This is a genomic window from Brachybacterium sp. B718/18, from assembly GCF_055454375.1.
The window spans coordinates 316,296-339,886 of the sequence record NZ_JBVDDO010000002.1; the positions used below are offsets into that span (position 1 = coordinate 316,296).

Sequence of the window (23,591 nt, forward strand, 5' to 3'; positions counted from 1 at the left end):
CAGTAGAGTTGGCCCCGGACCATGCCGTCCGGCTCCCCAGGGCGGCCGGTCGGCGTCGAGCACGTGAAGGGACATCGATGATCGCGCAGGCGCGGATCACCTCCGACACCACCGCCACGGTGCACCTCGCCGAGGACACCGTCGAGGTCACCGGAGCCGACCTCGCTGAAGTCCGCGACCGGATCAAGCAGGCGTTCATCCGGGCGGCCCGCGACGGTGGCGAGTCGCTCGACGTGGTGATCGTCGAGCCGGACGTGCGCCACCACCTGCGCGTCGAGCCCACCGGGCGGATCGCCCCGCGCACCGCCGACGAGCGGCCCGTGCACGGCCCGGCGCTCGACGCCCCGCTGCTCGCCCCGCTGCCGCAGGACGACACCGCCGACCTCTCGGGTCTCGACGCGGCCGTGCGCACCCACCGCGCCGGTCGCCGTCGGGCGAGCGCCGCCTCCGCCCCCGAGCCGCCGACCAACGACCTGCCCGTCGTCGCCGCCTCGCCGGCCCCGGCCCCCGCGCCCTCCCCCGCCCCGATCCCCTCGCCCTCCCCGGCCCCGTTGCCCGCTCCCGCTCCCGAGCGGCGCCCGCTGCCGCCGCGCAGCGTGGAGGACGGCGCGAACCGCCCGACCCTGCAGGACCTGCAGACCTCGACCGCGAAGCGGACGCGGGTCAAGGCCACCAAGGGCTTCCCGGGCTTCGTGACCAAGCTGACCGGCGGGGCGATCTCGCCGCGCCCCGGCCGCGCCGAGCGCCGGGAGAACGAGCGGATGGACCGGATCCGTCGGCCGCTCGACGGGCCGCGGAACATCGCCGTCGTGAACCTCAAGGGCGGCGCCCACAAGACCACAGCCTCGCTGATGATCGCCGCCTCCCTCGGCGTGACCCGCGGCGGCAACGTGCTGGCCTGGGACAACAACGAGACCCGCGGCACCCTGGGCTGGCGCGGTCTGCCTACCGATCATCACCGCACCGTGGTGGACCTGCTGCGGGGCATCGACCGCCTGCAGGCGCCGACGGCCACCAACGCGGACCTCGACCCGTACGTGCGCCCCCAGGGCGAGATGCGCTTCGACATCCTCGCCTCGGACGAGGACCCGGGCTCGATGGCCTCGATCGACGAGCGCGCCTTCGCCGAGCTCGACGAGACCCTCTCACGCTTCTACCGCATCAAGGTCATCGACACCGGCAACAACGTGCGCGCCTCGAACTGGCTCGCGGCCGTGCGCAGCGCCGACCAGCTGGTCATCATCTCGACCGTGCGCGAGGACACCTTCAACGCCGCCGCCTGGATGATCGACGAGCTGCGGGCCACGGGCCTCGCGAGCCAGGTCGACAACGCGGTGACGATCCTGTCCCACTCGGCCAAGGGCAAGTTCGACCCGTCCCTGCGCAGCCGCCTGCTCGCGCACTTCGGGGCGCATACCCGCGCCGTCACCGAGGTGCCCTACGAGAAGCAGTTCGTGGACGGCACCCACCTCGACTGGGGCCGGATCCACCCGCGCACCAAGGACGCGTGGCTCGACGCGACCGCGCTCATCATCGACGGGCTCTGAGCCCCGCGAGCATGCCGCTGCGCCGCCTGCACCTGGTGCTGGACCCGGATCTCGGGCCCGCCCTGTGGGTGCGCGAGCAGACCGGTCCGGGCCGTTCGCGCGCGCTCGAGGACCTCTCCGCCCTGCGCGAGGGGCCGCTCGCGGGCGTCCTCGAGCACGCCCCCGATCGGCTCCGGCACCGGGTGCGGACCGGCGAGCGCCGCGTGCCCGCCCTGCCGCTCGAACCCGCCGCCCTGCTGGCCCTCGTCGGCGCCGTCGCCCACGCGCTGCGGGAGCGGCTCGGCGAGGGGTTCGCGGACCGGCTCCCCGATCTCGTCGCAGACCACACCGCCGCCCGGCTCGGCGAGGAGCTCGTGGCCATGCCCGAGCTGCTCGGCGCCGTGCTGCTGGACGACCGCGCCCGGGAAGCGGTCGCGGCCCGCGCGCTGCGGGTCCGCACCGAGGAGCGCTTCGGCCGGCCCGTGCTGCGCTGGCGGGCGCTCGACCCGGACGCCTCCGAGCTCGAGCACGCCCTGGTCGACGCCCGGGCCCGCACCGCCTTCCTCGAGCACCTGCGGGCCGCCCCCGCCCCGGCGGAGGATCGGCACGGCGTGCTGTGGGCCCTCGCCGAGGACGCCGAGCTGCAGGGCGCCGACGTCCCTGCCCAGCGCCGCATCACCGCCGCCTTCGACGCCTTCGTCGATTCCGCCCGGCCCGGGGTACGCCTCGGCTCCTCGGAGTCGGAGCTGGTGGTGCGCCTGTTCCAGCCGCCGCTCGGGGCGGCCTGGCCGCTGCAGACCTGCCTGCGGGAGCCCGACGGGACGGTGCATCCCGTCGCCGATCTCCGCGCCGTCGGCGACCTGAGCGCGGCGGGCGCGGCGGAGGCCTCCGCCGAAGTGCTGCGCCTCGCCCCGACGGTGCGGGACGCCGCCGTCGACGAGACCGGCGTGGACTGGCTGCTGACCACCGCGCAGGCCGGGGCCTTCCTCGCCGCGGACACCCCCGCCCTCGAGCAGGCCGGGGTCACGGTGCTGCTGCCGCGGGACTGGACCCGCCAGCGCACGGTGGTGCGGGCCACCGCCGAGGAGGGCGACCAGCAGCAGAAGGCGTCGGGCTCCGGGGTCGGGCTCTCCTCGATGGCGACCTTCCGCTGGCGGGTCGCGGTGGGCGACATGGAGCTCACCGAGGAGGAGATGCAGCAGATCCGCGAGGCGCAGTCCGAGCTGGTCGCCCTGCGCGGCCAGTGGGTGCGCCTGGATCCGACCACGCTGCGCGCCGCCGAGCGCTTCCTCGAGGCCTTCGCGCGCCGGGGCACGGCGCCGCCGCCGCAGTTCGTGCGCGCGGCGCCGACAGGTGAGGCATCGGCGGAGACGCCCTTCGAGGTGGTGGGCGAAGCGCGCTGGACCGACCTCTTCGCGCAGCTGCTCTCCCCCGAGGCGGCCGAGCTCGACGCCGGCATCGATCGACTCCTCCGCTCCCCCGGCGCCGGGCTGCTGGATCTGCTGCCCGGCGGCCCCGGCGCCCCGAGCCTCCCGCCGCCCACCACCCTCGACGCGACCCTGCGCCCCTACCAGCAGGACGGCCTCGACTGGCTGTGGGCCCTGGACCGGCTCGGCCTCGGCGGGATCCTCGCCGACGACATGGGCCTCGGCAAGACGATGCAGGTCCTGTCGCTGCTGTGCCGGGAACGGGAGGAGGGTTTCGGAACCGCGCAGGTCGGCCCCACTCTGCTGGTGTGCCCCATGTCGGTGGTCGGGGCGTGGCAGCGGGAGGCCGCGCGCTTCGCCCCGCACCTCGCGGTCCACGTTCACCACGGCGGGGACCGGGTGCGGGACGAGTCCTTCATCGCCGGCGCCGCGGACCTCGACGTCGTGATCACCACCTACTCGCTGCTGGCCCGCGACCTGCCGGTGCTCTCCGCGGTGCCCTGGCACCGGATCGTGCTCGACGAGGCGCAGCACGTGAAGACCCCCGGCACCCAGGTCACCCGGGCGGCCCGGTCGCTGCGGGCGACGCACCGGCTCGCCCTGACCGGCACCCCGGTCGAGAACCGCCTCGGCGACCTGCACTCGCTCATGGAGGTCGTGAACCCGGGGCTGCTGGGCCCCGCCGTCGCCTTCCGCGAGCTGATCGCGACCCCCATCGAGGAGGAGGGCGACGAGAGCGCGCTCGCCCGGCTCAAGCTCGTCACCGGCCCCTTCGTGCTGCGCCGCGTCAAGACCGACCGCGCGATCATCCAGGACCTGCCCGAGAAGGTCGAGCTGACCCAGGTGGTCAACCTGACCCCGGAGCAGGCCGGCCTCTATCAGGCCCTGGTCGACGAGCTGATGACGGAGATCCGCAGTGCGGCGGCGCAGGGGTCCTCCGGCTCCTCCGGGTCCTCCGGGTCCTCGGACGCCGCGCGCCGGGCGAAGGTGGTCTCGACGATCACCCGCCTCAAGCAGGTGTGCAACCACCCCGCCCACTACCTCGACGACGGCTCGGCGCTGCTGCGCGAGGGCGAGCACCGCTCGGGAAAGCTCGAGCTGGTCGACGACGTGCTCGGCGCGGCCCTCGCCGAGGGCGAGAAGGTGCTCGTGTTCACCCAGTTCACGAGCTTCGGACGGCTCCTCGTGCCCTACTGGGAGGAGCGCTTCGCCGAGCACTCCCTGAGCGTCCCCTTCCTGCACGGCGGGGTGAGCAAACGGGACCGCGACGCGATGGTCGCCGAGTTCCAGGCGCAGCGGGACCGGCCCGGGGTGATGCTGCTGAGCCTGCGCGCGGGCGGCACGGGGCTCACCCTCACCGCCGCGAACCACGTGATCCACCTCGACCGCTGGTGGAACCCCGCGGTCGAGAACCAGGCCACCGACCGGGCCTTCCGCATCGGCCAGCGTCGCGACGTGACCGTGCACAAGCTGGTCAGCGCCGGCACCGTCGAGGAGCGCATCGACGCCGTCCTCGCCGACAAGCAGGCCCTCGCCGACCGGTCGGTGTCCACGAGCGGCGAGGACTGGCTCGCGGACCTCGACCCCCGCTCCCTCGAGCGCCTGCTGTCCCTGTCCGAGGAGGAGCGCCCATGAGCATCCGCCTGATCTCCCGCCGCGGCGCGATCGGCACCGCCTGGCAGGCCGTCGCCCTGCGGGAGGCGGCCGAGGCGCTGCTGGGCCTCGGCCGGGCCGGCGCCGGGAAGGCCGACGCCCGCGCCGGGAAGGTGCAGTGGCTGGACGTCTCCCCCGGCGCGGTCCGCGGGAACGTGCTGGACGCCGACGGCGCGCTCTACCAGGCGCGGCTCGACGTGCCGGTGCTGCCGGGCCCGGACCGCGAGGCGCTGCTGGCCGTGGCGCGCGCCCACCCGGAGCTGCCCGCCCGGCTCGCCGCGGGCGAGTACCCGCAGCAGATCGAGAAGGAGCTCGCGGAGCACGAGGTGTCCCTGCTCCCCCGCGGCGCCTCCGAGCTGAGCCACGACTGCTCCTGCCTCGACTGGCCCGGACCGTGCCGCCATGTCGCCGCCCTGCTCTACGTGCTCGTGGAGGCGGTCGACGCCCGGCCCGCGGAGCTGCTGACCCTGCGCGGCCTCGCGCTCGAGGAGCTCGTGGCCCCCGCCCCGTCGGCCGAGCCCGCCCCGGAGCGCCCGCTGGACCCCGCGCGCGCGGACCCGGCCGTGCTCGCCGCGGCGATCGGGGAGGGTCCGGCCGCGGTGATCGCCGCCTTCTACCGGGCATAGGCTCGGAACATGCTCGAGAACGCCGTCGCCGCCCTGTCCGCCCTCGTCGAGGAGGCCGTCGCCGAGTCACGCACCGCGGGGGTGAGCTGGGCGCTGATCGGCGGCCATGCCCACGAGGAGGCGGTGCTGGCCCACGGCGCCGCCGGGCATCGCGAGCTGCGCGGGGGCGCGCCCGCCCCGGGCTCGGCCCCCATGGACCGCGGCACGGTCTCCCGCATCGCCTCGATGACGAAGTCCTTCACCGCCGCGACCGTCCTCGCCCTGCGCGACGAGGGTTCCCTGCGGCTCGACGATCCCGTCGCCCTGCACGTGCCCGAGGCCGCCGGCGCCTTCGAGCAGGTCCCCGGGGATCCGGAGATCACGCTGCGGCTGCTGCTCACCATGAGCGCGGGCCTGGTCACCGACAACCCCTGGGGCGATCGCCAGGAGTCCCTCACCCGCGAGCAGTTCGCGGCCGCGCTCGCCGGCGGGCTCGGCGCCGCCCACCGCCCCGGCACCGCCTTCGAGTACTCCAACACCGGCTACGCCCTGCTGGGCCGGGTGATCGACGAGGTCACCGGCTCGGACTACACCGCGGAGATCCGTCGTCGCTTCCTGGACCCGCTGGGGCTCACCGACACGGGGTGGTCCGCCGCGGAGATCGACGGCTCGCGCCTCGCGACGGGGCACCGCGTCGCCGATCGCGCCGACGCGAGCCGCTTCGAGCCCGTGCCGCTGGACTCCCCCGGCGTGTACGGGGCGATGGCCGGGCTGTTCTCGACCGTCGACGACGTGGCCGCCTGGGTGCGCTTCCTCGCCGCCGCGGAGGAGGGCGGTCCGCTGTCCCTCGCCTCCCGCCGCGAGATGCAGCAGATCCACCGCCACCAGTCGCTGCCCGCGCGGGACGGCGGCTTCGACCGGGTCCGCGGCTACGGCTTCGGGCTGGTCATCGAGCAGTTCCCGGACCTGGGCACGGTGATCTCCCATTCGGGCGGCTACCCCGGCTACGGATCGTTCATGGTGTGGCACCGCGACTCCGGAGTGGGCGTGACCATGCTCGCGAACTCGAAGTACGCCCCCGCCACCGCGCTGTCGATGCAGGCCCTGCGCCTGCTGCACGCCGAGGTCCCGCAGCTGCTCGCCCCGCGGGTCCCCGTGCCCGCGCCGCGCACGGCGCAGGCGGCCACGGCGATGCTCGATTGGCTCGCGGGCGGCCCCGAGGAGCAGGCCGAGCGCTGGTTCGCCGACACCATGGATCTCGACGCCCCGCGGGACGAGCGGCGCCGCCGAGCCGCCGCCGCTCTCGAACGGACCGGCCTGAGCGCCGCGGACCTGCGCTCGCTGCAGGTCGGGGACGCCGAGGTGCTGACGCCCGCGCAGCTGCGCTGGAGCGTGCCAGGCGCGGTCGAGGGGACCGCGCTGCGCATCGATCTGCTCATGGACCCGCGCCGCGAGGCGCTCGTGCAGCAGCTCGAGACCACCGCGGTCGCGGCGCCGACGCCCGGGGCTCAGCCGAAGGCGTAGCCGCCGTCGGTGGCGGTCTCGCTGGCCTCACACGAGAGGTACTCGCCCTCGGCGGTCAGGCCGATCACCCCGAGGTCCTCCGCCGTGCACGGCTGCCCCGCCTCGACCTGGGCGAAGGCGGAGTCGATGTCGCTGGTCGCTCCGCCCCCAGGGCCTGCGGCGGAGCCGGGCGGGAAGATCACCAGCAGGGAGACCGCCACGATGATGCCGAGCACCACGGCCGCGACGACGCCGAGGCCGACGGCCATGTAGGTCGAGCGGCGGCCGGGTGCGCCCGGACCCGTGACCGTGCCGGGTCCCGACTGGGTATAGGACTGGGTGTAGGTGGGGGCGAAGTGCTGCGGCCCGGGCTGCCCGGGCTGCACGGGCTGTGCCCACTGCGGCCCCGTCTGCGGGGAGGCGGATCCCGAGGAGAAGCCCTGCTGCACCTGGCCCGCACGGATCGCCTCGAGGGAGGCGGGGTGGACGGTCGGGGCGGGACGCTCGGGGCGGCGGGCGCCTGGGGCGTCCGCAGGCAGGGGGTCGAGGGTGTCGGTGAGTTCCAGCGGCGCGCCGTCCGCATGGGTGAGCGGATAGGTCGGGGGCACGCGCGGCAGGTCCCGGCGCACGGCGTTCGCGTCCTGGTAGCGGTCCTCCGGCTGCGGGGCGAGCAGGCGCCGGATCACGGCCGACAGCTTCGGGGTCACCCCGCGCAGGTACTGGTTCAGCTCATCGGGCCGGAAGGCGCCGTCATGCAGCTTGATCGGACCGTTGAGGGCGACCAGCGCGACCACGCCCGCCGCGTACAGATCGTGCGAGGGCGCGGGCTCCGCCATGGAGAACAGCTCGGGAGCCATGTAGCCGGGCGTGCCGTTGACCATGCCGACGTGGGTGAAGCGCACATCGCTCTCGTGCACGGCGATCCCGAAGTCCGCCAGGCGGGAGACCGGGCGGGCGCGCCCGCGGGCCTCGAACATGATGTTCGCGGGCTTCACGTCGCGGTGGATCCAGCCCTCGGCGTGCACATGGGCAAGGCCGTCGAGGAGCTGGTCGAGGATGACCACGGTCGCGGGCTCGCCGAGCTTCCCGCGCCGCTTGACCACGGACTCGAGGGTGCCGCCGGAGACCAGCGGCATGGCGATCACGACGTGCTCGTCCTCCGCGCCCCAGCCGTAGGGGGTCAGGAGGTGGGGATGGTCGAAGCTGACGCCCTTCTCGCGCACGAAGCGCATGAGGTCCGCCGAGTCCCGCTGCCGCAGCACCTTCGCGGCGCAGATCTCCTGGGTCTTCTGATCCCAGGCTCGCCAGACGGACCCGGATCCCCCCTTGGCGATCAGGTCCACCAGCGCGAAGCGCCCGACAATAACGTCAGCCATAGCGTGATCAGCATAACCGGAGCGGACGCCCTCGTTATGCTGGTGTGGATCGTGCAGGGGCACGGCACGGGCCGACGGAGCGAGAGGGGACCCGATGGCACCGCTCGAGGGCGACGCGTTCTGGGACCCCGTCCCCGGCTCCTGGGTGGTGATGGGCATCCTGCTGGCGGTGCTGGTCGTCCTCACGATCGGCTTCCTGGTGTGGACGGCTATCCAGCGGGACTCCCCCGACCATTCGACGAAGGACCTGGTGGATCGGGCGGTGCGCCGGGACCGCGAGCGGGCCACCTCGATCCGTCGGCGCCTCGACGCGGACTCCGGCCGAGCCGACACCACCGAGCCCGACCTGCGATGACCGCGGCCCGCGGCCCGCGGCGGCGGGACCTGGGCGCCCTCCTCGCGCTGGGCGCCCTCGGCCCCGGCCTGCTGGCGGGCTGCTCCCCCGGGCGCGTCGCGACCTCCCCCGAGGTGCCCCGTGACCCTCTCGCCGAGCTCGAGGTGGAGCTGTGGGACTCGCGCTCGGCCGCCGATCTCCTGGCGCAGGACGTCGAGGGCGCCGACGATCTCGATCTGACGGCCGCGCGCGAGGAGCTGGTGCGCTTCGTCGAGGCGGCTTACCTCTCCCCCGAGACCCTGCGCACCCTCCCGGACGCCGAGGCCTACGAGCACATCCGCGCCGCGACCCCCTCGTACTGGGAGGACAACCTGCAGGTCGCCTGGGACGCGTCCGAGCGGTTGTACTACGCCCACAGTCCCGCCGAGGGGTTCCGCACCGTCGGCAGCCCCGCGATCAGCTCCTCCTGGTTCCGTCGCGAGGCCGAGGGCATCCCGCTGCTGCTCCTCGGGGCGACGATCGCCTGGACGGCGGTCGAGACCGCGAGCCGTCGGGTCGGGGTCTGCGCTTTCCGGGTGGGGATCCGCGCGGAGCTGGACGCCGACGGCGCCATCCCCACCGCGTCCCTCCGGGTCACGCTGCACGGGATGGACCTGTGCGCCATGCAGGAAAGCCACGGGCTGACGATCACCGCCCTGGGGGACGACGAGGCGCACGTCTCCGCCCGTGAGGAGACGGAACGGCTGGTGCTCACCTCCCCCCGCCTCGGCGCGGAGGACCTCGCCGACGAGGAGTCCGCGGCGCTCGAGGGCGACGAGTCCACGAACGTCCTCTGCGGCTGAGCACGCGCTGTTCACCTCGACGTGGCCGCGCGCTCACTTTCGCCACGCCCTGCGGACAGCCGTCCTGCCTAGTGTGCGATGACCACGCACGACGACGAGGGGAGGCACCATGCGACCGGGCCGTACCCTGCTGCTCGCCATCGACGGCGCGAGCGGCGCGGAGCTCTCCCCTCTCCTGGACGGCGCCACCCCCCTGGAGCTGCGCCCCGGCGGCCCGTCGGAGCCCGCACCCGCGCTGACCAGCCTGATCACGGGGGCCTCGGTGGCCCGCACCGGGATCGCCACCGAGCACCCCTTCCGGCCCGACCGCCCCGCCGAGCGCCCCACCTGGTACGCCCGCTCCCTCACCGCCCCCACCCTCTTCGACGCGGTCGCCGCCGCGGGGGGATCCGCCGCCGCGCTGCAATGGCCCGCGACCGCAGGCGCCGAGATCGCCCTCTGCCTCCCGCTCGTCGAGGACCTGCGCCACTTCCGCAACCGCTGGGAGATGACCGAGCGCACGAGCAGCGAGCGGATGGTGCACGACCACCTCGCGCCGCGCCGCGCGGCCGGGGTGCACCTCTCCCAGGTCCCGCACGACGCCCTGGTCGTCGAGATCACCGAGGAGACCTGCGCCCGGGAGCAGGTCGACCTGCTCGCGGTGCGCCTGACCGGTCTCGGGACGCAGCGGCGCGAGGACGGCCCCGAGTCCCGCGCGGCCGTCCGGGCCCTCGGCGACACCCTCGAGAGCGCGCAGCGGGTGCTCGCGGCCTTCGCCCCCGCCGCCGAGGACCGCGTGCTGCTGCTCCCCGGTCGCCCCCTGGTGCCACCGTGCCTGCTGGTCCACCCCAACGCGGTCCTCGCCGCGAAGGGACTGGTGCGCACCGAGGGAACGCACCTGGAGACCTTCCGGGCGCTGGTCTGGCCCGACGGTCCGCGCGGCGTGGTCCACGTGCCGCGGGAGGAGGGCTCCGCCGTGCGGATCGCCGCTCTCGAGGAGCTGTCGGGCCTGGTCGAGTCGGCCGCGCGGGACGGCCGCTCCCGGATCACGCTGCGCACCGTCGAGGACGGTGTCGGCGCGACCGCGCGCACCGATGTGATCGCGGTGCTCGAGGGATCACCGGGCACCGTGTTCGGCCTCTCGGCGACCCATCGGCCGCTGGTCGACGGGGACGACCCGTACTACGCGGGCCCGCGGGCCGTGAGCGACCCGTCGGCCGCCACCACCGCCCTCGCCGGCGGGCCCGGGCTCGCGGGCGCCCCGGCCACCGGGTCATGGGCCGATCTCGGGGTCACCCTCGCCCGGGCGATGGGCCTGGTGCTCGACGGGGCGAGCGCCGCCGGGATGGTTGCCGCGAGTTCGGGGTAGAAGCAGGGCGCGCAGGGAGCGCCGTGCGCTCAGCCGCGGCCCAGCCGCTCCCGGACCGTGTCGACCAGGCGGGCCAGCACTCCCTGCCGCGGGGCGGCGAGCCGGTCGCGGAGGTCCTCCAGGCCGGGGGCGTCCTGCGCGATGTGGTAGGCCCCGCCGTGCAGGGCGGGATGGCGCGGATCCGCCTCGATCTCCGCAGGCGTCACCTCGCACTCGAGCACCACCAGCACGCGGACCTCACCATCGGCGTCCACCACCAGCTCGAGGCTGTCGGGCTCCGTCCCGAGATCCGCGGTGACGTCGGCCCGCAGCACGTCGAGCATCGCGTCGAGCCCGGCCGGGCCCGCGGTGCCCTCGCGCAGCATGTCGCGGACGTGGAGGGCCACCAGGTTCCCGCCGACGTCGAGGACCAGGTCAATCAGCTCGTGACGGCCGACCTCCGACCCCTGCTCCTGCAGGCGCAGCTGCTGGATGACGAGGCGCAGCGCCCCGTCGACCGGAGCGTGGGACAGCAACCGACGGGCTTCGGCGCGGGCCGCGGAACGCCCGTCCCACAGCACGGGACGCGCGCTCATGCCACGGCGGGCGCGGTCAGCGCGCGGCGCACCGCCTCGATCTGGGACCGGCGGGCCTCCTGGGAGGCCGGCCCGCGCCCGGAGATCGCAGGGAGGTGTCCCTCGCCGGGCAGCACCGTCTCCTCGAGCGGGACCCCCGCGCCGCGCAGCCGGGCCGCGAGCTCGCGCGACTCCCCGCCCAGCTCGCGATCCTGCCCGCCGGTGACCAGGTGCACGGGCGGGAGCCCCGCGAGCTCGCCCTGCAGGGGGCTGAGCCGCGGGGAGTCGACGGGGACGGCACCCGCGTAGAGACGGACCGCCGTGCCGAGGTCGGTCTCGTCGTCCAGATGCGCGGCGAGGTCGACCCAGGGCGATTCGAGCAGCAGCAGGGCGGGCTCGTCGCCGCCCTGAGCGGCGAGGGACTGGGCGACCGCGAGTGCGAGGCCGCCGCCGGAGCTGTCGCCCGAGAGGACCCAGCGACCGGGACGGAGGCGCGCGGCCGCGCCTAGCCCGTCGAGCGCGTGCAGCACGTCGTCGATCGCGGCGGGATACGGGAACCGGGGGGCGAGGCGGTAGTGGACCATCGCGACCGCGGCGCCCGCACGGCGCCCCACCTCCTCGAGCCACTCCCAGTGCTCGCGGGACTCCCCGAGCACGAAGGCTCCGCCGTGCAGGTGCACGAGGACCCCGCGCTCCGCGAGGTGCTCGTTGATCCAGGTGACCGGCACCGACTCGTACCGGTGCCGGGTCACGCGATCCGGGGAGGCCACGGCCCGCGGCGGACGGGTCGGGCGCTGGGAGGCCAGGACGCTCAGCGCGCGCAGGAAACTCATGGGCGCATCATCCCACGGAGGTCGTGGAGGCGGCCGGGACGATCTCGTCGTCGACCATCCGGGGCAGCGCCGCGCGGAAACCGGCCACGGCCAGCCCGAGCCCGGTCAGCGCGAGGAACCCGAGCACGACCGGGACCGAGTCGGTCATGTCCAGCAGGGCCCCGGCCAGGATCGGGCCGATCGCGGCGAGGATGTAGCCGAGCGGCTGGACCATGCCCGAGAGCCGGGCGGTGACGAGGGCGGAGCGGGAGCGCGCGGGGATCAGCGCGATCGCCGTGGGGAAGGCGAAGCCGCCGACGCCCAGCACGCAGGCCCACACCAGCGGGGAGACCCCGGGCAGGAGCCACAGTCCCAGGTAGCCGGCCGCCGTGAGCACCCCGAAGGCGCCGACGATCCAGGGCAGCCCCGGGGCGCGGGCGATGACGGCGGGCATGATCAGACCGGCCAGGATCCCCCAGGCGGAGATCAGGGCGACCGTGAGGCCGGCGTGGGCAGGGCTCACCCCGCTCTCGGTGAGGATCTGCGGGAGCATCCCGAACTGGGTGTAGGCGTTGGTGGCCTGCAGGGCGAACATGACCGCGAGGGAGATCGCGGTGGGCGAGCGGAGCAGGGAGCCGCGCAGCGCCCCCTCGGGAGGGGCGGGCGGGAAGTCGTGCCCGGTGCGGCGCAGCACGAGCGCCCACACCACCACCGGTACGGCGACGAGCATCCCCCACAGCTGCATGGACACCCGCCAGCCGTCCGCCCCGTCCCCCGCGAGCGGGACGGCCAGGCCGGCTCCGGCCGTGCCGCCGACGGCGAGCACCACCGAGTAGAGGGTCATCAGCAGAACGACGCGGCGGCCGCCGTGGAGCTTGATCCAGGCGGGGACCAGCACGTTGCCGAGGGCGGGGCCCAGCAGGGCGAGCATCGACAGGGCGAGGAAGAGCGCGAAGGAGCCGACCGTCGGACGCAGCAGCAGCCCGATCCCGACCAGCACGAAGGAGGCGAGCACGGTGCCGGTGAGGCCCACGCGGCGCGAGATCGGGACCGCGGCGATGCCGAGCACGCCGAAGGCGAGGCAGGGCAGCGCGGTGAGCAGGCCCGCCGCGGCCGCGCCCTGACCGTAGGCGCCGACGACCTGCTCCATGAGCGGTCCCACGGAGGTCGCCCCGGGGCGCAGGTTCACGGCCAGCACCAGCACCGCGAGGATCGCCAGTCCTCCGCCGACGGCGGCCGCGCGGGCGGGAGCGGTCGGGGAGGCGGCGGGCTCGGGCGCCGCGACGGGGGCGTCGGGCCGGGAGGGAGGAGTGCTCACCCGTCCCTTCTACGCCTCCGCGCCGCGGACGGCCAGCCCGTCCCGCCCGCTGACGCCGATCTCACCCCGGCCTCAGCCGCTGAAGCCGCCCGCCCCGGCCATGTCGCGGAAGCGTGAGTACTGGCCCTCGAAGGAGACGGAGACCGTGGCGGTCGCGCCGTTGCGGTGCTTGGCGACGATGAGATCCGCCTCGCCCGCGCGGGCGGACTCCTTCTCGTAGTAGTCCTCGCGGTGGATCAGCACGATGAGGTCGGCGTCCTGCTCGATCGAGCCCGATTCGCGCAGGTCGGACATCATCGGGGTCTTGTCCTGGCGCTGCTCGCTGCCACGGTTCAGCTGGGAGATCGCGATCACCGGCACCTCGATCTCCTTGGCGAGGAGCTTCAGGGCGCGGGAGAACTCGGAGACCTCCTGCTGGCGGGACTCGACCTTCTTGCCCGAGCTCATCAGCTGCAGGTAGTCGATGACCACGAGCTTGAGGTCGTGCTTCTGCTTGAGCCGGCGGCACTTCGCGCGGATCTCCATGAGCGACATGTTCGCGGAGTCGTCCATGAACAGCGGGGCGTCGGCGATGCGGCCCATCGCGCGCGCCATCGCCTGCCAGTCGCGGTCGTCCATCGACCCGTCGCGCATGCGGTGCATCGGCACCTGCGACTCGGCCGAGAGCAGGCGCATCGTGATCTCGGTCTTGTCCATCTCGAGGGAGAAGATCACCGAGGCCATGCCGTTGTGGATCGAGGCGGAGCGCAGCACGTCCATGCCGAGCGTCGTCTTGCCCATCGCGGGACGGCCGGCGAAGATGATCATCTGCCCCGAGTGGAGGCCCTGGGTGAGCTCGTCGAACTGGGCGAAACCGGTGGGGACACCCGTGACCTGGCCGCCGCGGTTCTGGGTCGCCTCGATCTGGTTGAGGGTCTCGTCGATCACCTCGCCGAGGGCCACGAAGTCCTCCGAGGAGCCGCGCTCGGTGACCGCGTACACCTGGGCCTGGGCCTCGTTGATGACCTCGTCGACCTCGCCGCCGTCGGCCGCATAGCCGAGCTGGACGATGCGGGTGCCCGCCTCGACGAGGCGCCGCAGCGTCGCCCGCTCGACGACGATCTCGGCGTAGAAGCCGGCGTTCGCCGCGGTGGGGACCATGTCGATGAGGTCGGCGAGATAGGCGCCGCCGCCCACGCGCTGCAGCTCGCCGCGCTTGGAGAGCTCGTCGGAGACGGTCACCAGGTCCGCCGGCTCGCCGCGGCCGTAGAGGTCGATGATCGCCTCGTAGATCATCTCGTGCGCAGGTCGGTAGAAGTCGTTGCCTCGCACGGTCTCGACCACGTCGGCGATCGCATCCTTGGAGAGCATCATGCCGCCGAGCACGCCCCGCTCCGCGGCGAGGTCCTGCGGCGGGGTGCGCTCCAGACCGCGGTCGGATCCGGCTTCGAAGGCTTCGGTGGAGGTCACCAGACCAGTGTAGGAAGCTCCGCCGACGGTCGGGGACGCGGAGCCCCCGCTGTGGACTCAGCGCAGCTCCGGCATCCCCAGCAGGTAGGCGGCCTGGGCGAGGTGCTGGATGGCGTCGTCGAGGATGCTCACCAGGCGCGCCCCGCGGGTGACGGGCGGCTCCCACTGGTCGTCGACGATCTCGTCCAGCGCCTCGGGCGCGAGGCCGTCGAGCGCTGAGTCGACGGCGTCGAAGCACGCGGTGAGGTAGTCGAGCAGCGGCCCGGCGCCGTCCACGCGGATGCGGCGCGCCTCGGCATCGCTGTGGCCGTAGCCGATGCCGGCCCCGAGGGCCCCGAGCCCGGTCCGCTCCGCGAACCCGCCGCTCTCCCACACCTCGTCCGCGCCGGTGAGGGCGGCGAGCTGCGCGTCGATCTCCCGCCCGGTGTGCCAGATCAGCCAGGCGACGGAGTTCGGATGGTTCCCCGGGTGGGCGTTCAGCGTCGCCGGGTCCAGCTGGTCGGCGAGGGTGGAGGCGGCGTGGCGGGGTCGGGCTGCGAGGTCGCGGAGCAGATCGAGGGCGTCCATCCCCGCAGGCTAGCCCTCTCCCGGGCATCGCCTGCCGTTCACCTCACATACATCGACGACAGGGCGGACATAGGCGATGCATAGGTGCGGGCCGGAGGGTTGCTCCCATCATCACCCACCCCCGAGGAGCACCCCATGTCCGTCTATCTCCTGTACGCCCTCGACCTCGCCGCCGTCCTCGCCCTGACCCTCGGCGTGTACTGGCCGCGCCACCGCCGCCGCGACCTCGTCGTCGCCTTCCTCGGCATCAACGTGGGCGTGCTCGCCGTCGCCGCGCTGCTCGCCGGCTCCGCGGTCTCCGCAGGCCTGGGCCTGGGCCTGTTCGGGGTTCTCTCGATCATCCGCCTGCGCTCGGACGAGCTGGCCCAGCACGAGATCGCCTACTACTTCGCGGTGCTCGCCCTGGGCCTCGTCGCCGGGCTCTCCACCACCCCGAGCGCCCTCGCGATCGGCTTCATGGTCCTGATCGTGGCGACCATGGCGATCGTCGACCATCCCGCGCTGCTGGGAGCCCACCGCCGTCAGGTGGTGGTCGTCGACCGGGCGATCGCCGACGAGCCGACGCTGCGCGCCCACCTCGAGGAGACGCTCGCCGCCGACGTCACCACCCTGAGCGTGCAGCGCCTGGACACCGTGTCCGACACGACCGTGGTCGACGTCCGTTACCGGGTCCGCCAGGGGCGCCGCACCGCACCGCTCGAGGCGGCCCCGATCGTGCGTACCGCGGCCGAGATCTCCGTGCAGGGCAGCCCGGCGGAGGCGATGAGCCGATGAGCGTCCTCGACACACTGCCCGCGGTGTCCCTCGAGGAGATCACCGAGCGCGCCGCCCTCCTGACCCGCACCGACCGCAAGTACCTCGTGCCCCGCGAGGAGGTTGAGGAGCTGCTCGCCGCCTCCCCCGCCGCCCTGCGGGCCCTCGAGATCGACGGCCGCCGCCGCCAGGCCTACCTGTCCCTCTACTACGACACCGTCGACCTCGCCTCTTACCGGGCCGCGGCCACCGGCCGGCGCCGCCGCTGGAAGGTGCGCCGCCGGGTCTACGTGGACTCCGGAGCGTCCTTCCTCGAGGTGAAGACCCGCACCGGCCGCGGCGAGTCCGCCAAGGTGCGGATCGCCCTCGACCCCGGCCGGGACGATGCGGACCCGCTCACCGATCCGCTGGACGGCCCCGCCCTCGATGAGGTGCGCCACCTGCTCGCCGCAGCGGACTGCCCGGTCCCTGTCGGCCGCCTGCACCCCGTGCTCACTACCACCTACGACCGCGCGACCGTGCTGCTGGAGGCGGAGGATGCTCGCCTCACCCTCGACGAGGACCTCGTGTGGACCGGCCCCGAGGGGCAGACGCGCCGCCTCGCCGGCCAGGTGGTCGTGGAGACCAAGGCGGGCACCCGCCCCTCGAGCTTCGACCGCGCCCTGTGGCGCCGCGGCCACCGCCCCCAGCGCCTGTCCAAGTTCGCCACCGGCCTCGCCCTGCTCGACCCCGCGCTGCCCGCGAACCGCTGGCACCGCACCACCGGCCGGCTCCACCCGGCCGCCTGAGATCCGCCCCTCTCGAAAGGATCCCGCCATGACCTCCACCCGCACCCCGAAGCGCCGATCCCTGCGCCGCCTGAGCGCGACCCTCGCCGCCGGTGCGGCGACCCTCGCCCTGGCCGCCTGCGGCGCGGCAACCGCCGTCACCGGCACCACCGATACCGCGACCTCGACCGCCGAGGCGACCACCGTGACCGCAGCCGCCGACCTGACCAGCCTCGACACCCACGTCGACGAGGACGACCTCACCTGGGACGCCGCGGAGGAGCAGACGATCGAGCTCACCGGCGAGAGCGTGACGATCACCGAGGGCGGCGTGTACCGCGTCTCGGGCACGCTCGAGGACGGCCAGCTGATCATCGCGGCCGGCGACGACGAGACCGTCACGATCATCCTCGACGGCGCCTCGATCACCTCGAGCACCGGTCCCGGTATCGCCGTGACCAGCGCCGACGAGGTCACCCTCGCCCTCGAGGAGGGGAGCTCGAACAGCGTCACCGACGGCTCCGGCTACGAGGTCACCGACGACTCGACCCCCGTCGCGGCGATCGCCTCGGCCGCGGACCTCACGATCGCCGGCCCGGGCGCGCTGACCGTCACCGGCAGCACCAACGACGGCATCTCGTCCTCGGACGGCCTCGCGATCCTCTCCGGGGACCTGACCGTGACCGCGGTCGACGACGCGGTGCGCGGCAAGGACTACGTGACCATCTCCGGCGGCAGCCTCGACCTGACCAGCGGCGGCGACGCCGTGAAGTCCGACAATGCCGAGGACGCCGACCGCGGCTGGGTGCTGATCACCGCGGGCACCCTCGCGATCGACGCCGGCGACGATGGCATCGATGCGGAGAAGGCCGTGGAGATCCTCGACGGAGCGGTCACCATCGCGCAGTCCGTCGAGGGCGTCGAGGCGCAGGACATCCTGATCAGCGGCGGGACGCTCGACATCACCGCCTCCGACGACGGCCTGAACGCGACCGCCGCGGACAGCGCGGACTCGACGGACGGGAACGGCGCCGGCGCCGATCAGAGCCGCGAGGCGGACGACGGATCGTCGCTGTCGATCACCGGCGGCACCGTCACCGTCGACGCCGATTTCGACGGCCTCGACTCCAACGGCTCGATCTCGCTGACCGGCGGCGAGGTGGCGATCACCAGCGCGGACAACGGCGGCGACTCGGCCGTGGACGCGAACGGGGAGGTGACCCTCGACGGCACGACCCTCACCGCCAACGGGACGGAGGTCACCTCCGCCGAGGAGCTGTCCGCGGGCGGCATGGGCGGCGGGATGGGCGGCGGGCCCCGCGGCTGACCAACCAGGTCGGTCAGTCGGGGATGACCACCCCGGCGGCCTGCTCCGGGTGGCGCTGCAGCCAGCTCTCCACGAAGGGGCAGATGACGACGACGGACAGGCGGGCCGCGCGCGCCTCGGCGAGCGCGGTCCGCACCAGCACGGAGGCGACGCCCTCCCCGCGGTGGGCGGGGTCGGTGACGGTGTGGACCAGCTCGATGCGACGTCGGCGCCGCTCGTAGATCATGATGCCGACGGTCTGATCCTCACGGATCGCCTCATAGCGGCTGGCCACGGCGTTGTCCCGCACCCCGATCCGGGCGCGGGGGTCATGGGTGTGGGTCTCGGGGTCCTCGAGGCTCTCGGCGGGGTCCGTGGTCATGGCGGGGCTCCTTCCGGCCGCTGCCTCCACGGTACGGGGATCACCCCTCGGCGCGCATCACGCGCACGTCCCCCTTGCCGGTGCGGGCCTCGACCTCGAGGGTGCGCTCGGCGTCGCCCGCGCCCTCCACGGGGGTCAGGCGCACGTCCCGCTCCCCGAAGCCGGTGGCGAGGTCGAGCCGCGCCGCGGTGCCGGGGGCGACGGAGATCTCCACGTCCCCGAGGCCGCTGCGGGCGGTGAGGCGGCCCTGGACGGCGCGGCGCACGCGGACGCCGCCCGCGCCGGTGCTGAGGGAGGCCTCCCCCGAAAGCTCGCCCACCTGCAGATCGCCGGTGCCGCTGCTCAGCCGGGTGCGCTCCTCGGCGCCGCGCTCGACGCGAATGTCCCCCGCACCGGTACGGGCCTCGAGGCGGCCGAGCACCCCGTGCACCGCGATCTCGCCCGCGCCGTCGTCGAGCACGGCGCGGGACCCGGCGGGGACCACGACGGTGACGTCGAGCTGGCCGGTGAGCCCCTCGGCGGAGCGGACCATCGAGCGCACGGACTCGGCGATCCGGTCGGAGAGAGGGGCACCGTCCTCGCCGGCCGGGCGGAACAGGCCGCTGAGACCGCCGCCGAGGCTGCGGGCCTCGTCGGCCGGGGCGTCGACGCGCAGCCGGCCGTCCTCGCAGCGGATCCGCATCCGCTCGGCGAGGGCGCGGGCGGCCTCGCCGTGCGGGGTCAGCTCGACCCGCGCGACGGTGCCGTGCTCGGCGCGCAGGACGAGGGCGCCGCGAATGTTCTGGACGGTGACGTCGATCGGGCCGTCGACGGAAAACTCATGGACGAGGGGGCTGGTCATGGCGGGGATCCGATCTGCTGGGGCGACGAGGGCGCGGCGCTCAGAGGAACCAGCCGCTGGTGCGGCCGTGGCTGCGGGAGGTGGACGGGCCGGTCGCGCCGGAGGCTCCGCCGCCGTCGAGATGGGCGGTGAGGGCCCGCACGAGGAAGGTGTTCAAGCTCAGCCCCTCCCCCGCGGCGGCCTGCTCGAGCCGGTCCTTGAGGTGCTGGGGCGGGCGGAAGGCGACCCGGGCGGTGGCGCCGTCGACCTCCGGGGGCGCGGGGGGCACGGGCGGGGCCGGCGGGACGGGCGGCACGGGGGCCGACGGCGGCTCCGGGGCATGGACGTGCACGTCGAGCTCGCCGCCGCGGAGGGCGAGGTCCACGCGGCCGGGGGCGATCTCCGCGGAGATCTCCCCGGCGAGCTGGGAGAGGGCGTCCTGCAGGGCGAGCCGCAGCGCGGGCTCGACGGAGACGGCGAGCAGCTCGGCGGCGCGGCGAGTGGGCTCGTCGCCGACGGCGGCGGTCGCGGTGAGCTGGTCCTGGACGGTGCGGGTGAGCGCGCGGAGTTCCATGACCCCATGCTGACGCCATAGTGGCACCACGTCAAGGGTCGGGCTCAGTGGGCAGGGTCCTCCGGGCCGAGAGCCGTGAGGAGCTGCTCGAGGCGGGCCACGTCCTCATCACGCCCGAGATGCGCCCAGCCGTCGCGGGCGCGCCGCGCCGCCCGTCGGGCGCGCCCCGCCTCGCCGCGCTCGGCGAGCAGGTGGGCGTGACGGTCCTCGAGGTACGCGCCCCAGTACCGGGCCCGGGCGTCGTGCCCCGCCGGCATCGCGTCCAGGGCCCGGAGCGCCTCCTGCCGGCGCTCTTCGTAGGCGGTGGCGTCGGCGGCGTCCTCCCCCTCCGGTCCGCTCTCCGCGAGGGAGCGACCGGAGGCGAGGAAGAGTCCCACCCGGGCATCGACCACGTGGTCCCAGAGCAGCTCGGGGCGCAGCAGATGACCGCCCCCGCCCTCCCGGGCGCGGCGCAGCACGCCCGCCGCCGCGATCTCGACCTGGGTCCGATCGCCGAGGTCGAGGGCGCGGCGCAGGGCGAGGGCGTTGGCGGACAGCTCCGTCTCCAGCAGCGGGACGCGCTCCGCGGCGGGGGTGCCGAGGTCGTCGGCCAGCCAGCGCGCCTCGGACGCGAGGCGCCGCAGTTCCCGCAGGGACGCCGCATGCTCGCCGGTGCGCTCGTGGATGCTCGCCGCGAGCCGCGCCACCTCCAGCGCGGCGCGGTGGTCGCGGCACTCGCGGGCGATGCGGCGCACCTGCTCGAGGGGCACCCGCGCCGCGTCGTAGCGCTCGGCCTGCACCCGCTGGGCCGCGACTGCGAGCAACGGTCCGGTGCGCAGGGCGTCCGAGGGGAGGGTCCGCTGCAGCGAGGCCAGGCGCCCCGCCGTGAAGGAGGCCTGCGCCGTCGCGCCCGCCGCCATCAGGGCGACCAGCAGGTCGGTGATCAGCCCGATGCGCAGCGGCGGGTCGTCGACCTCCTCCATCAGCCGCAGGGCGCCGAGGGAGTGCGCGGCGGCGAGCAGCGGGCGCTCGGTGCCGAGGGTGCGGGCGAGCACGGCGTGCGCGGAGGGCACGATCCGCAGCGGGTCCGCGGGCTCTTCCCCCGTCGGCCCCGCCTCGAGCAGCTCGAGCAGGTCCAGCGCCTCGGTCGTCGCGGCCCGGTGGTCGCCCGCGCCGGCGAGGGTCTGCGCGAGGCGGAGGCGGAGCTCGGGCTCGGGATCGCCGAGCAGCTGGTCGCGCGCCGCGGGCAGGGCGCGCAGGGCGGCGCGGAGTCGGGCGAGGGCACGACGGGGGTCGCCGCCCTCCGGCAGACCCTGCGGAGCGAGAGAGGTCAGCTCGAGGCCGCGGACCACCGCGAGCACCGGCGCGGGGATCTCGGCCCGCTCGCCGCGGTGACGCCCCGCGGCCGGAGCAGAGCGGGCCTCAGGACGGGCCGGTCCCCGCTCGAGCAGCACCTCGACCGTCGCCGCGGCCTGGGCGGGGCGGCCGCTGCGGCGCAGCAGGGAGACGATCTCCGCGGCGTCCTGCCGCACGCGCTCCGCGGAGCCGGCGATCTGCGCCGCACGCAGGGCCACCCGCAGCAGCAGGAGCCGGGTCTCGGGCGGGGCCGAGCGCCGCCGGAAGCGCTCGATCAGCGCCTCCGCCTCCTCGCGCCGCTCGGCATGCAGCAGGTCGTGGGCGCGCGAGGCCGCGCCGAGCACCCCGTCGGGGGTCGGCAGCGGCAGCGACGGCGGCCGCAGCGCGAGGCGCAGCGCGTCCAGCGACGGCGGCTCGTCCCGCTCCCCGCCCCCCGGCGGGAGCGAGGCGGCGTCCGAGAGATTCACGAAGGCAACCTACCAAGCACCCGCTGGACATCCGGTGGCCGGATTCCTCTCAGCTCCCGGTGACTCGGGCTCCGTACACTAGGCGCGGCACCGGCATCGTCCCCCGGGCCGTGAAAGGCGCGCAGTGACCCTCGGATCGACCCTGCGGTCGGGCCGGCCCCCTCAGGAGGCGGCTCCCTTCGGCGACTCCTCCCCCGGGATCCGCGCCGGCCACCTCCACCTCGATGCATCGATCATCCCGGTGGTGCGCACCGGTTTCGACGTCGACGCCTTCACCCGCCGGGGCACCGAGCGACTCCCGGTGGACGCCGCGGCGATCGCCGCGGCCCCGGCCCTTCCGGCGGAGGTGCGCACCGCGCTCGGGGTGCTGCAGCGCCTCGAGGCCTCCGCCCTCGCCGAGTCGCGGGCGATGCTCGCGACCGCGACCGCCCGCGAGCCCCGCATCACCGCCTTCCTCGCCACCTGGATGGTCGACCGCTTCTGGCAGGCGAGGGCGCTGCGCGATCTGCTCGACGCCGAGTTCCGCGAGGCTGGTCTCCGCGACCCCGCCCCCGCGAGCGGTCGCGCCGCGGACCCGGAGGAGCACCACTCCCGTCGGCCGCTGCACGTGCTGCGCAGGATCCACGTGGACCGGGTGCAGCCGCTGCTCGGCCCGCTGTGGACAGCGCTGGTCGCCGAGGAGGTGCCCGCGGGCCACATGGCCCGGCTCGCGATCCAGGAGGCCTCGCTGCAGGGCGCCCTCCGCGCCGTCGCCCGCCGGCTCGACGGCGAGGCGCTGCGCGTCGTCGCGACCGTCGCCGACCGGCACGAGGAGTCCGTCGCCTTCTTCACCGCCGAGGCCCGCACCCGCGTGCTCCGCTCCCGGCGCGAGGCCGTCGTGGCCCGTCTCGTGCTCTCCCTCGACTCGCCGCTCGACGGCGGCGGCATCGTCGACCGGGATCTCGCCGCCGCGATCGCCGTGATCGGCGTCGATGTCCGCGATCGCGCCGCCCTGCGCACCGCCCGACGGGAGATCACCCGTCTCCTGCCGGGCCCCGACCTGCCGGATCCTCGGCTCCACGACCTGCCCCGACCCGGAGAGTGACATGGCCTTCGACCTGGACCAGTTCGCCGAGACCTCCGTCCCCGTGAAGTACGAGGACCTCGACTTCGACACCTTCGACTCCCAGCCGCTGGACGCGCAGACCCTCCGCTCCCTGCGCTACATGTGCGATGTCGAGTTCCACACCTCGTGCTTCCTGCGCGACCTGCTGGTGACCCCTTCGCACCGCGAGGAGTCCGCCGGCGGCTTCATGACCATGTGGAACCGCGAGGAGTTCTGGCACGGCGAGGCGCTCGCCGCGGTCCTCGCCCGGCACGGCATCGTCGTGGACTACGACGAGCTGAAGGCCAAGCGGGTCAAGCTCGGCTGGCAGGGCGCGATCGAGCCGCTCAAGCAGTCGGCGCTGAGCAACCTCGTGGGCACCGACTTCGTGGCCGTGCACATGGTGTGGGGCGCCGCCAACGAGCTCTCCGCGGTCGCCGCCTACCGCCGGCTCTCCGCCCTCACCGACCACCCGGCGCTCTCCCCGCTGCTGCAGCGCATCGCCCAGCAGGAGACGCGGCACGTCGCCTTCTACACCACGCAGGGGCGGGAGAAGCTCGAGGCCTCGACGGGGGCGCAGCGCCTGGTGCGCCTGGTGCTCTCGAAGGTGTGGCGCCCCGTGGGCAGCGGCATGATGGACGAGTCCGAGGTCAAGCACGTCATGAGCCACCTCTTCGCCGGTCAGTCCGGGGAACTGGACAAGCTCGACAAGCGGGTGCAGAAGCTTCCCGGGCTCGAGGGGCTGACCATCTTCCGGAGTGCCTTCGCGCGACTCGGCATCGCCTGAGG

22 protein-coding genes are annotated in these 23,591 nt (G+C 74.7%); 12 read left to right on the forward strand and 10 right to left on the reverse strand.

All coding sequences use genetic code 11. The features are described 5' to 3' along the window. The first annotated feature begins 77 nt into the window (after positions 1-77). From ACZCAH_RS05365 to ACZCAH_RS05380, 4 genes are read left to right on the forward strand one after another with little or no spacing between them, the layout of a single operon-like run. The gene (locus ACZCAH_RS05365) at positions 78-1,547 is read left to right on the forward strand and encodes a MinD/ParA family ATP-binding protein (RefSeq protein WP_464340087.1); all 1,470 of its coding nucleotides are present in this window, start codon (positions 78-80) and stop codon (positions 1,545-1,547) included. Next, positions 1,508-4,588 carry a DEAD/DEAH box helicase gene (locus tag ACZCAH_RS05370; RefSeq protein WP_464340088.1) on the forward strand — a complete coding sequence of 1,027 codons (3,081 nt, stop codon included), beginning with the start codon at positions 1,508-1,510 and terminating at the stop codon, positions 4,586-4,588. The genes ACZCAH_RS05365 and ACZCAH_RS05370 overlap by 40 nt, the downstream gene beginning before the upstream one ends. Next, positions 4,585-5,232 carry an SWIM zinc finger family protein gene (locus tag ACZCAH_RS05375; protein WP_464340089.1) on the forward strand — a complete coding sequence of 216 codons (648 nt, stop codon included), beginning with the start codon at positions 4,585-4,587 and terminating at the stop codon, positions 5,230-5,232. Before ACZCAH_RS05370 ends, ACZCAH_RS05375 begins: the two co-directional genes overlap by 4 nt. Before the next feature lie 9 nt (positions 5,233-5,241). Then, a complete protein-coding gene (locus tag ACZCAH_RS05380) occupies positions 5,242-6,735 on the forward strand; it encodes a serine hydrolase domain-containing protein (RefSeq protein WP_464340090.1) in 1,494 nt (497 codons plus the stop codon). On the opposite strand, the gene ACZCAH_RS05385 is transcribed toward ACZCAH_RS05380, so the two are convergent. Continuing rightward, positions 6,720-8,090, reverse strand: coding sequence for a serine/threonine-protein kinase (locus ACZCAH_RS05385; protein ID WP_464340091.1), 1,371 nt, complete (start codon positions 8,088-8,090; stop codon positions 6,720-6,722). The two genes, ACZCAH_RS05380 and ACZCAH_RS05385, sit on opposite strands and share 16 nt — an antisense overlap. Before the next feature lie 94 nt (positions 8,091-8,184). On the opposite strand from ACZCAH_RS05385, the gene ACZCAH_RS05390 reads away from it, so the two are divergent. The 3 genes from ACZCAH_RS05390 (at position 8,185) to ACZCAH_RS05400 (ending at position 10,614) form a co-directional block, all read left to right on the forward strand. Then, positions 8,185-8,445 carry a hypothetical protein gene (locus tag ACZCAH_RS05390; RefSeq protein ID WP_464340092.1) on the forward strand — a complete coding sequence of 87 codons (261 nt, stop codon included), beginning with the start codon at positions 8,185-8,187 and terminating at the stop codon, positions 8,443-8,445. Continuing rightward, positions 8,442-9,266 carry a hypothetical protein gene (locus ACZCAH_RS05395; protein WP_464340093.1) on the forward strand — a complete coding sequence of 275 codons (825 nt, stop codon included), beginning with the start codon at positions 8,442-8,444 and terminating at the stop codon, positions 9,264-9,266. The genes ACZCAH_RS05390 and ACZCAH_RS05395 overlap by 4 nt, the downstream gene beginning before the upstream one ends. 109 nt (positions 9,267-9,375) lie before the next feature. Continuing rightward, positions 9,376-10,614: an alkaline phosphatase family protein gene (locus ACZCAH_RS05400; protein WP_464340094.1), complete on the forward strand. Its 1,239-nt coding sequence runs from the start codon at positions 9,376-9,378 to the stop codon at positions 10,612-10,614. A gap of 29 nt (positions 10,615-10,643) precedes the next feature. Here ACZCAH_RS05400 and ACZCAH_RS05405 read toward each other — a convergent pair whose 3' ends face one another. The 5 genes from ACZCAH_RS05405 to ACZCAH_RS05425 form a co-directional block, all read right to left on the reverse strand. Beyond that, a complete protein-coding gene (locus ACZCAH_RS05405) occupies positions 10,644-11,189 on the reverse strand; it encodes a hypothetical protein (RefSeq protein ID WP_464340095.1) in 546 nt (181 codons plus the stop codon). Then, positions 11,186-12,001: an alpha/beta hydrolase gene (locus tag ACZCAH_RS05410; protein ID WP_464340096.1), complete on the reverse strand. Its 816-nt coding sequence runs from the start codon at positions 11,999-12,001 to the stop codon at positions 11,186-11,188. The genes ACZCAH_RS05405 and ACZCAH_RS05410 overlap by 4 nt, the downstream gene beginning before the upstream one ends. A gap of 7 nt (positions 12,002-12,008) precedes the next feature. Continuing rightward, a complete protein-coding gene (locus ACZCAH_RS05415; protein WP_464340097.1) occupies positions 12,009-13,298 on the reverse strand; it encodes an MFS transporter in 1,290 nt (429 codons plus the stop codon). A 72-nt stretch (positions 13,299-13,370) separates the two neighbouring features. Then, a complete protein-coding gene (gene dnaB / locus ACZCAH_RS05420; protein WP_464340098.1) occupies positions 13,371-14,747 on the reverse strand; it encodes a replicative DNA helicase in 1,377 nt (458 codons plus the stop codon). A 57-nt stretch (positions 14,748-14,804) separates the two neighbouring features. Next, positions 14,805-15,314 (reverse strand): mycothiol transferase, encoded by a 510-nt coding sequence (locus ACZCAH_RS05425; RefSeq protein ID WP_464340099.1) that lies wholly within the window; start codon positions 15,312-15,314, stop codon positions 14,805-14,807. 135 nt (positions 15,315-15,449) lie between these two features. On the opposite strand from ACZCAH_RS05425, the gene ACZCAH_RS05430 reads away from it, so the two are divergent. The 3 genes from ACZCAH_RS05430 to ACZCAH_RS05440 are packed head-to-tail and all read left to right on the forward strand — an operon-like array spanning position 15,450 to position 18,161. Next, positions 15,450-16,088, forward strand: a complete 639-nt coding sequence (locus ACZCAH_RS05430) for a DUF4956 domain-containing protein (protein ID WP_464340100.1) — start codon at positions 15,450-15,452, stop codon at positions 16,086-16,088. Continuing rightward, on the forward strand, positions 16,085-16,855 hold the full coding sequence (locus ACZCAH_RS05435; protein ID WP_464340101.1) for a polyphosphate polymerase domain-containing protein: 771 nt from the start codon (positions 16,085-16,087) through the stop codon (positions 16,853-16,855). Before ACZCAH_RS05430 ends, ACZCAH_RS05435 begins: the two co-directional genes overlap by 4 nt. 28 nt (positions 16,856-16,883) lie before the next feature. After that, positions 16,884-18,161, forward strand: a complete 1,278-nt coding sequence (locus ACZCAH_RS05440; RefSeq protein WP_464340102.1) for a carbohydrate-binding domain-containing protein — start codon at positions 16,884-16,886, stop codon at positions 18,159-18,161. Between the two features lie 13 nt (positions 18,162-18,174). Here the strand turns inward: ACZCAH_RS05440 and ACZCAH_RS05445 are convergent, their stop codons facing one another. Genes ACZCAH_RS05445 through ACZCAH_RS05460 form a run of 4 tightly spaced genes read right to left on the reverse strand, consistent with a single transcriptional unit; the run spans position 18,175 to position 21,718 of the window. Next, the gene (locus ACZCAH_RS05445) at positions 18,175-18,522 is read right to left on the reverse strand and encodes a GNAT family N-acetyltransferase (RefSeq protein ID WP_464340103.1); all 348 of its coding nucleotides are present in this window, start codon (positions 18,520-18,522) and stop codon (positions 18,175-18,177) included. Positions 18,523-18,562: 40 nt separating this feature from the next. Next, on the reverse strand, positions 18,563-19,363 hold the full coding sequence (locus ACZCAH_RS05450) for a DUF4097 family beta strand repeat-containing protein (RefSeq protein ID WP_464340104.1): 801 nt from the start codon (positions 19,361-19,363) through the stop codon (positions 18,563-18,565). A 40-nt stretch (positions 19,364-19,403) separates the two neighbouring features. Then, a complete protein-coding gene (locus ACZCAH_RS05455; protein ID WP_464340105.1) occupies positions 19,404-19,916 on the reverse strand; it encodes a histidine kinase in 513 nt (170 codons plus the stop codon). A gap of 44 nt (positions 19,917-19,960) precedes the next feature. Further along, positions 19,961-21,718, reverse strand: coding sequence for a hypothetical protein (locus ACZCAH_RS05460; RefSeq protein ID WP_464340106.1), 1,758 nt, complete (start codon positions 21,716-21,718; stop codon positions 19,961-19,963). Positions 21,719-21,842: 124 nt separating this feature from the next. On the opposite strand from ACZCAH_RS05460, the gene ACZCAH_RS05465 reads away from it, so the two are divergent. Both ACZCAH_RS05465 and ACZCAH_RS05470 read left to right on the forward strand, forming a co-directional pair. Next, positions 21,843-22,802 (forward strand): serine/threonine-protein kinase, encoded by a 960-nt coding sequence (locus tag ACZCAH_RS05465; RefSeq protein ID WP_464340107.1) that lies wholly within the window; start codon positions 21,843-21,845, stop codon positions 22,800-22,802. Position 22,803: 1 nt separating this feature from the next. Further along, the gene (locus ACZCAH_RS05470; RefSeq protein WP_329745651.1) at positions 22,804-23,589 is read left to right on the forward strand and encodes a ferritin-like domain-containing protein; all 786 of its coding nucleotides are present in this window, start codon (positions 22,804-22,806) and stop codon (positions 23,587-23,589) included. Positions 23,590-23,591 lie beyond the last annotated feature (2 nt).